At 59.6% G+C, this 9,672-nt stretch carries 12 protein-coding genes; 9 read left to right on the forward strand and 3 right to left on the reverse strand.

From position 1 onward, the window contains the following. Positions 1 to 893: 893 nt before the first annotated feature. The 3 genes from V5B39_RS22340 to V5B39_RS20500 are packed head-to-tail and all read right to left on the reverse strand — an operon-like array spanning position 894 to position 1,650. Positions 894 to 1,187, reverse strand: coding sequence for a transposase (locus V5B39_RS22340; protein ID WP_434735740.1), 294 nt, complete (start codon positions 1,185 to 1,187; stop codon positions 894 to 896). Next, positions 1,175 to 1,474 carry a hypothetical protein gene (locus tag V5B39_RS20495; protein ID WP_332344689.1) on the reverse strand — a complete coding sequence of 100 codons (300 nt, stop codon included), beginning with the start codon at positions 1,472 to 1,474 and terminating at the stop codon, positions 1,175 to 1,177. The genes V5B39_RS22340 and V5B39_RS20495 overlap by 13 nt, the downstream gene beginning before the upstream one ends. Then, a complete protein-coding gene (locus V5B39_RS20500; protein ID WP_332344690.1) occupies positions 1,471 to 1,650 on the reverse strand; it encodes a transposase in 180 nt (59 codons plus the stop codon). Before V5B39_RS20500 ends, V5B39_RS20495 begins: the two co-directional genes overlap by 4 nt. A 218-nt stretch (positions 1,651 to 1,868) precedes the next feature. Here V5B39_RS20500 and flgB point away from each other — a divergent pair, with 218 nt between their 5' ends. From flgB to flgJ, 9 genes are all read left to right on the forward strand, one after another. Beyond that, positions 1,869 to 2,270, forward strand: a complete 402-nt coding sequence (flgB, locus tag V5B39_RS20505; protein ID WP_332344691.1) for a flagellar basal body rod protein FlgB — start codon at positions 1,869 to 1,871, stop codon at positions 2,268 to 2,270. A 125-nt stretch (positions 2,271 to 2,395) separates the two neighbouring features. Further along, positions 2,396 to 2,800, forward strand: a complete 405-nt coding sequence (gene flgC / locus V5B39_RS20510) for a flagellar basal body rod protein FlgC (protein ID WP_332344692.1) — start codon at positions 2,396 to 2,398, stop codon at positions 2,798 to 2,800. 29 nt (positions 2,801 to 2,829) lie between these two features. Then, the gene (locus tag V5B39_RS20515) at positions 2,830 to 3,516 is read left to right on the forward strand and encodes a flagellar hook assembly protein FlgD (RefSeq protein WP_332344693.1); all 687 of its coding nucleotides are present in this window, start codon (positions 2,830 to 2,832) and stop codon (positions 3,514 to 3,516) included. A 15-nt stretch (positions 3,517 to 3,531) separates the two neighbouring features. Beyond that, a complete protein-coding gene (gene flgE, locus V5B39_RS20520) occupies positions 3,532 to 4,806 on the forward strand; it encodes a flagellar hook protein FlgE (protein WP_332344694.1) in 1,275 nt (424 codons plus the stop codon). Positions 4,807 to 4,953: 147 nt separating this feature from the next. After that, positions 4,954 to 5,703 (forward strand): flagellar basal-body rod protein FlgF, encoded by a 750-nt coding sequence (flgF, locus tag V5B39_RS20525; RefSeq protein WP_332344695.1) that lies wholly within the window; start codon positions 4,954 to 4,956, stop codon positions 5,701 to 5,703. A gap of 11 nt (positions 5,704 to 5,714) precedes the next feature. Beyond that, positions 5,715 to 6,497, forward strand: coding sequence for a flagellar basal-body rod protein FlgG (gene flgG / locus V5B39_RS20530; RefSeq protein ID WP_332344696.1), 783 nt, complete (start codon positions 5,715 to 5,717; stop codon positions 6,495 to 6,497). A gap of 11 nt (positions 6,498 to 6,508) precedes the next feature. Then, positions 6,509 to 7,189 carry a flagellar basal body L-ring protein FlgH gene (locus tag V5B39_RS20535; protein ID WP_332344697.1) on the forward strand — a complete coding sequence of 227 codons (681 nt, stop codon included), beginning with the start codon at positions 6,509 to 6,511 and terminating at the stop codon, positions 7,187 to 7,189. A 12-nt stretch (positions 7,190 to 7,201) separates the two neighbouring features. Further along, a complete protein-coding gene (locus V5B39_RS20540) occupies positions 7,202 to 8,335 on the forward strand; it encodes a flagellar basal body P-ring protein FlgI (RefSeq protein WP_434735739.1) in 1,134 nt (377 codons plus the stop codon). 39 nt (positions 8,336 to 8,374) lie between these two features. Continuing rightward, positions 8,375 to 9,322 (forward strand): flagellar assembly peptidoglycan hydrolase FlgJ, encoded by a 948-nt coding sequence (gene flgJ / locus V5B39_RS20545; RefSeq protein ID WP_332344698.1) that lies wholly within the window; start codon positions 8,375 to 8,377, stop codon positions 9,320 to 9,322. The last annotated feature ends 350 nt before the right edge of the window (positions 9,323 to 9,672 follow it).

Here is a 9,672-nt window from a genome sequence, read left to right on the forward strand (position 1 = left end):
CCACTCAAGCCCAAAGCCGACAAGCTCGCCGCGTAGGCAGGCGCCGCTTTCGCGGCATTGGCTATTTGTTTAACAAAAACCGATAGTTAAAGCGTAGTTTCGTCTACTACGTGGAGGAAGATCCGCCAGTGGGCGCTGGTTGCAGCAGGGGGCGCTGCGTATAGCGCCACAGCGCCCTGGGGCGTGACCTTCCTGGGCGATGACCTTTACTGTCACCAGCCCTTCTGCGAAGAGGTGCGGGCACCGGGCTGCCACTTCCTCTGCGTCTGCCTGCCCCAGTCGCACGCCACCCTTGACGAACGGGTCATAGATGATTTTGTCATAGAGAAGGACTCGCGGCAAACCGGACCAGGCCGTAAACGCGCCGACGTGTGACCGCGCAGGAAGTTCTCCATTCGGGCGTCGAGATAGAAGCGCAGAAAGATGCGCCGCGACCAGGAGAGGATCCTGACAAAGGTCATCAGCGACCAGCGGGCACAGCCGATCTGGAGATGAGCGAAATGAGCCCAGTCGACCTGTCCCTGTTCGCCTGGGAGAGTGTGCAGACGCAGATAGATAGGCTTCGCTGAACGGCCGTGGTCGGTGCAGCGAGATGGCGGAAGTGATCGGGGCCACCATGGTAGCCCCGCTCGCGCACCATCGCGTACAGGTGGCTGACCGTGAGGTTCGGAAACTTCCCCAGAGTCTCAAGAATGAAAGGCAGGTAGGAATCAACCCACGAGTGGCGTTGAACCGGGCCTCTGTCCGAGGGTAGCCGGCTTGCACCAGGACGCGGCGTACCGTGCCGTGGTACACGTGCAGTTGGCGGGTGAGGGTTCCGTTTCGCCATTTCTTCTATTTAGCTGTTCGCCACCACGGCTGGCCAGCAATTGGGACTAGGTTCTGTTGACCCATCACCGCAGCCAGATGAGGGTGGAGACGAAGCGCAGCATGCCCATGTAGTTGCGGGAGGTTTTTTCATGGCGTGAGAAAATCCTCCGGTAATGTTGGATTGGATTGAAGAAGCACTCGATCAGGTGGCGCTCCTTGTAAACGAACCCATCGACCTCGCGGAGTTTGGTGCGGTGGCTGCGGGGTGGGATGACCGCGTCCCTGTCGCGCGCCTCGATGGCCCGGACGAAGGCGTCGCTGTCGTAGCCCTTGTCGCCGATGAGCGCCTGAGCACCCTCTGGAGTCAGTGCCAGCAGAGCCTGGTAACGTCATGGACTTGGCTGCCCGTCAGCACGAAGTCGAGGGGGTTGCCCAGACCGTCGGTGATGGCGGGAATCCTGGTGCCAAACCCACCCCACGAACGGCCCGGCGCCTCGGCCTGCGCGCTGCTTTCCGCTGCCCCGGCCGCGCAGGGATGGGCGCGGATGCCGGTGGAGTCGATCAGGATGCTCTGCCAATCAGGCAGATGGGAACACCCCTTAGGCAGCGCCTCCCAGACGCCATGGCGGCACCCGCGGGAGAAGCGCTTGAAAACCGGGTTCACTGGCCATAGGCGGCAGGCAGCAAGCGCCAGGGCGCCCCCGACCGCAGCACCCACAAGACCGCCACCAGGAAGACCCGGCAGGCCGGTTCCGAGGCCATGCAGACAGGCTTGTGGGCCACCAGTATCGGGTAGATCGCCCCCCATTCTTCGTCGCTGATTTCGAGCCGGTTCACCATCGCCCAAAGGCTCTAACCCTCGCAGTAGACGGGGCTTGTGTCAACAGAACCTAGAAGGTAGCAGCAATTTTTGTCAGCGGCAATAATTGCCGGAAAGCCGGCAAATACCGGTACCGCAAAGGTGTAGCCCCGAGTCGAAGCCATGGCCAGTGGTTGGTTCGCAAGATTGGCATCATTATTGCTTGAATGTTGCTCAGAAATTTTTAGAGGAGACCATTTTGGCTAGCAAGCTGGACGGCACGCTTTTCGCGGGGCAACAAGCGCTAACGCTGCGTGCCCATCGGCAGCAGGTGCTGGCGGGGAATATCGCCAATGCCGATACGCCGCACTACCAGGCCAGGGACTTTGATTTTGCGACAGCGCTGAGGGACGCGCTTGCTGGCCGCAGTGAAGGCAATCTCAACCTGGTCACCACCTCTGAGCGTCATTTCCAGGGTAGTGCGGACCCTGGCATGGTGCGCCTGATGTATCGCCAGGCCAGCCAGGCGAGTGCCGATGGCAATACGGTTGATATGGATGTCGAGCGGGCGCAGTTTGCCGAAAACGCCATTTACTACGAGGCTGGCATGAGTTTTCTCAGTGGCAAGGTCAAGACCCTGCTCGCGGCTCTGCAGCCCTAACGGTCACGGCTGTTGCAGGCTCCTTCGATCATGAACGCATTCGTTTCCCTCTTTCCCGACCCTTCTCATGCTTGCGGGCGAGAGAAGGTTTGTAAATCGCTGATGCGACTGTCACATTAATTGCCATGAGCCTGTTCAATACCTTTGCTGTGGCCGGCAGTGGAGTGACTGCACAGGCGATACGCCTCAACGCGGTCGCCAGTAACCTGGCGAACGTGGACAGCGTGATCGGTTCGGACGGCAAACCTTATCGGGCCAAACAAGTGGTGTTTGCTGCAACACCGATGGGCAGCCCTGCGGCGCAAGGGGTTCGGGTTAAACAGGTGGTTGAGGACAGCACTCCGGGGCGTATGGTTTATGACCCACGCAATCCCGCCGCTGACGAAAAAGGCTACGTCGCGATGCCCAATGTGAACGTGGTTGAAGAAATGACCAATATGATTTCGGCGTCGCGTGCCTACCAGAACAACGTCGAGGTGATGAACACCGCCAAGCAGTTGCTGCTTAAGACATTGACGCTTGGTCAGTAGTCATCGAACAGAAGACACAGGAGAAACTCATGAACGCCGTGCAATCAGCAGTCAATTCAAGTAGCGACATTTTTGCGGCGATCAATGCCCAGGCAAAGGCCGGCGCGACCAATGCAAGTTCGGACAGTGAGGATGTCCAGAACCGCTTTCTCAAGCTGCTGGTAACGCAACTGAAGAATCAGGACCCGCTCAACCCGCTCGACAATGCTGCGGTGACCACGCAGATCTCGCAGATCAGTACGGTGGCCGGTATCGAAAATCTGAACGCGACGATGCAGACCTTGTTGAGCAATTTCAACGACAGCCAGTCGATGCAGGCGGCGGGTCTGATTGGCAAGAGCGTTCTCGTTCCTGGTTCCCGGCTTGTTCTGGGCGACGGCGAAACCAGCGGCGGTGCCAATCTTGCGGGCCCCGCCGACAAGGTGACGCTGACGATCCTCGATGCCGCCGGCAAGGTGGTGCAAAGTCAGAATCTGGGCGCGCGCGATGCCGGCAGCTTCAGCTTTACCTGGGACGGCAAGACTGACGCCGGAGCGACGGCGCCGCCAGGCAACTACAGTTTTACGATCGCTGCCGTGCGTGGCAGCGAAACAGTGGCTGCAGAAACGATGCAGTTGGGGACGGTTTCTGCCTTGGTCAGAGACAAGGGCGCCTTCCAGCTTGAACTCGCTGGGCAGGGCAGAGTGGATTTCAACAAGGTACAGCAGATTTTCTAGGAGCAGGGGTCAACCATGAGTTTTCAACAGGGTTTGAGCGGTCTGAATGCGTCGGCCGCGTCGCTGAATGTGATCGGCAACAACGTTGCCAACGTCGCCACCGTCGGCTTCAAGAGGGCAGATGCGCACTTCTCGGATCTCTACGCGGCTTCGCTGGGTATCGGGTCCGGTTCTCAGATCGGTATCGGGGTCACGGTTTCGGCAATCCAGCAACAGTTCACCCAGGGTAATCTGACGACGACCAGCAATCCCCTGGACCTGGCACTCAATGGTCCCGGCTATTTTCGCATGAGTCACGAAGGGGCAATCACCTATACACGCAACGGCCAGTTTCACCTCGACAAGGAAGGTTACGTCATCAACGACAAAAATCTTCGCCTGACCGGCTATCCGGTCGCTGAGAATGGTGACATCTCCCCGACCAACCCGGTCGAGATACAGTTGTCTGCCAGCCAGATTCCACCGCGAGCAACCAGTGATCCGCTGGCGGGAGACATCAGCGCAGTCATCAACCTCGACGCACTTGATCCGGTGCCCTTGGTGACCACCTTCGATCCGGCCAATACGCAATCGTACAATTTCTCGACCGCCCTGAACGTTTTCGACACCCTCGGGGTGATGCACAACCTGAGCACGTACTACGTTCGTACTGCCACTCCCGGAACGTGGGACGTGTATGCGACGCTTGATGGGGTGCTATCTGCGGATGCTGCTCCGGGGGGTCGGAGTCTGGTATTCGATACCACAGGGGTACTGACGAGCGTGGTGCCAGCACCGGCTGCAGGAGACCCCGTGTTCTCCATTCCGATGCCGGAATGGGATCTGACAGACGGAGCCACCACACCTTGGTCGCCGGGAAGCATCGATTACACCGACACCACCCAGTTCGGGAATGACTCGACCGTCGATCGCCTGATACAGGGAGGATATGCTGCTGGCAGTCTGGTGGGTGTGGGCGTTTCGAGAGATGGAATCCTGCAGGGTCGCTACAGCAACAGTCAGTCGCGCAACCTTGGGCAGGTCGTGCTTGCCAATTTCAGCGACCCCAATGGCCTGCTGAATCTGGGCAACAATGAATGGAGTGAGACTTCAACTTCCGGCCCGCCACTGCTCGGTGCGCCGGGGACAGGAACGCGCGCCGTGATCCAGTCGGCGACAGTGGAAGACTCGAACGTCGACCTCACCAAGGAGTTGGTCGACATGATTTCAGCACAGCGCAACTATCAGGCCAATGCACAAACGATCAAGACCCAGGATCAGGTCATGCAGACCTTGGTGAACCTGCGCTAACGATCATGATGTTTCCAGGCACTCCCGATCATGAAAGTCATGACCGTTTCCCTCTCCCTCGACCCCGCGAGTGGAAAGGGGAGGTTCGTGAGTCGCGGACGCGACTTTCACATTAAGCGCGGTAGCGAAAGAAAGCGACAATAACCGATGGATCGTCTGATCTACACCGCAATGAGTGGCGCCAAACAGGCTTTCCTGCAGCAGGCCGGTGTTGCGCAGAATTTGGCCAACGTCGCCACGATCGGTTATCGGGCCATGGAGCACCGCTTCCGCGCTGCACAGGTCCTTGGCGCGGGCGCGCCAACGCGGGCATTTGCAGTCGATGCTTCGCTGGCCAATGTCTTTGAGCAGGGGCCGTTGACGGTTACCGGGCGGCCACTCGACGTCGCGGTCAACGGCGCTGGCTGGATTGCCGTGCAGGGGGCAGATGGTCGCGAGGCGTATACCCGTGCCGGCAATCTCAGGACCGATGCCAATGGCGTGCTGCTGACCAGCTCCGGCTTCAACGTGCTCGGCGAGGGCGGGCCAATCTCGCTGCCGCCGGACAACAACATCACGATTGCTCCGGACGGCACGGTATCGAGCATCCCGCGGATCGGTGCGGGAGCGATCAACAACGCCAGCGCGGTCGGCCGCATCAAGCTGGTCAACCCGCCGGAGAACGATCTGGTGCGCGGTGATGACGGACTCTTTCGCACTCGCAACGGCGACGAGGCGGTTGCCGACGAGAACGTCAAGCTCGTTCCGGAGGCGCTTGAGGGCAGCAACGTCAACTCGGTGGACGCGATGGTGCGAATGATCAGTCTGGCGCGCCAGTTCGAAATGCAGATCAAGATGTTGCAGACGGCGGACAGCAATGCACGTGCAGCGACCCAGATTCTCACGATCAACGCCTGACAGGAATACCGATGATCCGCTCGCTATGGACCGCCAGTACCGGCCTCAATGCCCAACAGGTGCAAATCGACATCATTGCCAACAACCTGGCAAACGTCAGCACCAACGGTTTCAAGCAGGCGCGCGGCATTTTCGCTGATCTCCTTTATCAGACCCTTCGTCAGCCAGGAGCCCAGTCGTCACAGACTACTCAGATTCCCGATGGCCTGCAGATCGGCCTCGGAACGACCCCGGTGTCCACGGGTCGCATTTTCACGCAGGGCTCGCTCCAGCAAACCGGCAACAGTCTTGATCTGGCGATCGACGGCGCCGGCTTCTTTCAGGTTCTGCTGCCTGATGGCACAACCGCCTATACGCGCGATGGTTCGTTCCAGAAAGACAATCAGGGGCAGATCGTGACGGCCAATGGCTATCCCTTGCAACCGGCGATCACGATTCCGCAGAATGCCCTGACGATCACCATCGGGACCGATGGCGTGGTCAGCATCACGCAGCCGAATTCGCCAGCAACCGTGCAGATCGGAACCATTCAGGTGGCAACTTTCATCAACAACGGAGGGTTGCAGAGCATCGGCGAAAATCTCTACCTGGAGACCGCATCGAGTGGTACTCCGACTCCCAATACGCCAGGAACCAATGGTTCCGGAGTCGTTCTGCAAAACTTCGTCGAGGCGTCAAACGTGAACGTGGCGCAGGAACTGGTGATGATGATTCAAACGCAGCGGGCCTACGAACTCAATTCCAAGGTGGTGTCAACTTCGGACGCGATGCTGGCGCGTCTGACCCAGTTGTAGAACGATCCCCGATGGGTAAGGAATGGCTCGTGACGAAGCTACTGCTGACACTGACTGTGCTGCTGGGGGCATGTACGACGGTGCCGCCCACCAACGTCCATCAACCGATGAGCGCACGCCCCGCGCAGCGGCCCGACGCGCTCGCTGCCAGCCTCGCGGCGACTGGCAGCATTTACCAGGCCGGAACATCGCGAACGCTGTTCGAAGACCGGCGCGCTCGTTATGTCGGCGATACGATCACGGTGACGATCACCGAGAACACTTCGGCAGCGACCAAGTCGAACAGCAGTCTTTCCAAGACTGGCAGCATCAGCGCCTCGTCCGGACCAAACGTCAATCTGCCCGGCAAGTCGCTGATTGAACTGAAAGGCAGTAGCAGCAACACGGCTGCCGGCAAGGGCGAGGCCGCCGCCAACAATGTGTTTACCGGTACCATCACGGTGACGGTCATCGAAGTGCTGGCGAACGGCAACCTGCTGGTCTCCGGCGAGAAGCAGGTGGCGATTGGTCATGGGCAGGAGTACATCCGCCTGTCAGGGATCATCAACCCTTATTTCGTGAATGCCGCCAATACCATTGCATCGTCACAGATTGCGGATGCACGCATCGAATACAAGGAAAGTGGCGCGATCAGTGAAGCTCAGGTCATGGGCTGGCTGGCACGCTTCTTCCTGAGCTTCATGCCTTTCTGAGGAAAACCGCTGATGGCACGGATCATGGGCAGGCAAGTCGGCAAGGGTCTGTGGCGCACCGTCATTCTGGTCACTCTGGCGGGTTTGTTGAGTGCCCCGGTCGTAGCCGAACGGATCAAGGATCTGGCTTCCGTACAGGGAGTGCGCAACAATCAGTTGATTGGCTATGGCCTGGTCGTGGGACTGGACGGGAGTGGTGACCAGACGACACAGACCCCCTTTACCACGCAAAGCATCATCAACATGCTGGCGCAACTCGGGACGACCTTGCCGACGACACAATCATTGCAACTCAAGAACGTCGCCGCCGTGATGGTGACCGCCAACCTGCCTCCCTTTGCAAGGGTCGGGCAGCAGATCGACATTACCGTGTCGTCGATGGGCAACGCCAAGAGTCTGCGCGGCGGAACGTTGCTGATGACGCCGCTGAAAGGCGCAGACGGTCAGATCTACGCACAGGCACAAGGCAATTTGCTGGTGGCCGGTGCGGGAGCCGCAGCGGCCGGCAGCAAGGTGGTGGTCAATCATCTGCTTGCCGGGCGGGTGGTGGGTGGCGCTACTGTCGAACGTGAAGTGCCGACAGCACTCGGGCAAGGTCCATTCGTTCATTACGAAATGGCCACGACCGACTTCGGTACCACCCAGCGAGTGGTCGAAGTCATCAACCGCGAGATCGGTCCGGGTACGGCGCAGGCGGTGGATGGCCGCCTGATTCGCGTGCTCGCACCCGAGGAAGCGAATAGCCGGGTGGCCTTCCTGGGGCGAGTCGAGGCCCTTGAAGTGCGGCCGACCCAAACCGTTGCCAAGGTGATCATTAACCCCCGCACCGGTTCGGTGGTCATGAACCAGAAGGTCACCATCGATTCCTGCGCGGTGGCACATGGTAATCTGTCGGTGGTCGTCAATAGCGAACAGAAAGTCAGTCAGCCCAACGCATTGGCCGGCGGGCAGACAGTAACCACGACGCAGAGCGAGATCGAGATCAAACAAGGAGGCGGTTCGTTGATCCAGCTGAAAGCCGGCGTCAGCCTCGCCGAGGTGGTCAAGGCCATCAATGCGCTGGGCGCCGGTCCGCAGGATCTATTGTCCATCCTGCAGTCGATGAAAGCTGCGGGCGCGCTGCGCGCCGACCTCGAAATCATCTGAAACCATGTCGAGCAGACCACCCAGGGAAGTCCTTCACTGATGAAATCCGTCAATTTGGGAGTCAATCGTCTAGCGATCGATCCTGCCCTGGGTGGCGATCTGCGCGCCAGACTCAAGGCGGACCCGCAAGCCGGCGTACGGCAGGCCGCGCGACAGTTCGAAGGCATGCTGCTGCACCTGATGTTGAAAAGCATGCGCGATGCCAATGCCGCTGGCGGTTTGCTGGACAGCGATCAGAGCCGTTTTTTCACGGCCATTGGCGACCAGCAGATGGCACAGGATCTCGCTTCGCAAGCGCCGCTCGGTTTCGCCGCCATGATCGAAAAGCAGTTGGCGCGGCAGATGACCCCCGGCACAGCGACCGCGGCCACCTCGCCCCTCGACCTGCTGCAACAGTCGCTATCTGCGCAGATCACCGCGAATACGGCGACCCTCCGATCCGTGACCGGTGCCCAGCGCAGCACTGCTGCGCCCCCCATGGTGAAGAGCGGCGCGGTGAGCACGGCCGGCACATCACCCGATGCGCGCGCCTTTGTCGATCGCGTCTGGCCGCAGGCTGTCGAGGCGGCCGCGCTGACCGGCGTGCCGGCGCATTTTCTGGTTGCCCAGTCGGCACTGGAGAGTGGCTGGGGCAAACGTGAGATCAAGGCCGCCGATGGTTCGCCAAGCTTCAATCTGTTCGGAATCAAGGCCGGGCGGACCTGGTCGGGACCGACCGTCGAAGTGCAGACCACCGAGTTCGTCAATGGGAAAGCGCAATCGGTACGCGCCAGGTTCCGCGTCTATGGTTCGTATGCCGAAGCCTTTCGCGACTATGCAAAAGTTCTGAGCAGCAATCCCCGCTTTGCCGGGGTCATTGGGCAGCAGGATGGCGCGCAGTTTGCGCGTTCCCTGCAGCAAGCGGGCTACGCCACTGACCCGATGTACGCCGACAAACTGGCTCGCATCATCAGCGGACCCCTACTGCGGCAGGCGCTCAGCGCTTAAAAGAGGTGTTGGCGTAACTAGCAGCCTGTCGGACTTTCCGCTTGCTCCCGACCGGATATGCTAAAATCATGCCTGTTGAAGCAACCGAGGTCCGGCATGTCCCACTTCATCGTCACCGACCGCAAGACCGACGGACCTTCCCGGAGGCCTTCCAGTAAGCCATTGATTTGATGTAAAACATCAGAAAATCGCCAAAGATGTAGGCATGTAACTATAATAATTATGTTTGACAAACAATGCTATATGTGCTTTTATTGTCGGCATGTACATCGCCCGCGTCCCCAACCGAAACTCCAGGCCCGTCATCCTGCTCCGCGAGTCCTATCGTGAGGGCGGCAAAGTCTGCACGC

The organism is Accumulibacter sp. (assembly GCF_036625275.1).
Taxonomy (GTDB): domain Bacteria; phylum Pseudomonadota; class Gammaproteobacteria; order Burkholderiales; family Rhodocyclaceae; genus Accumulibacter.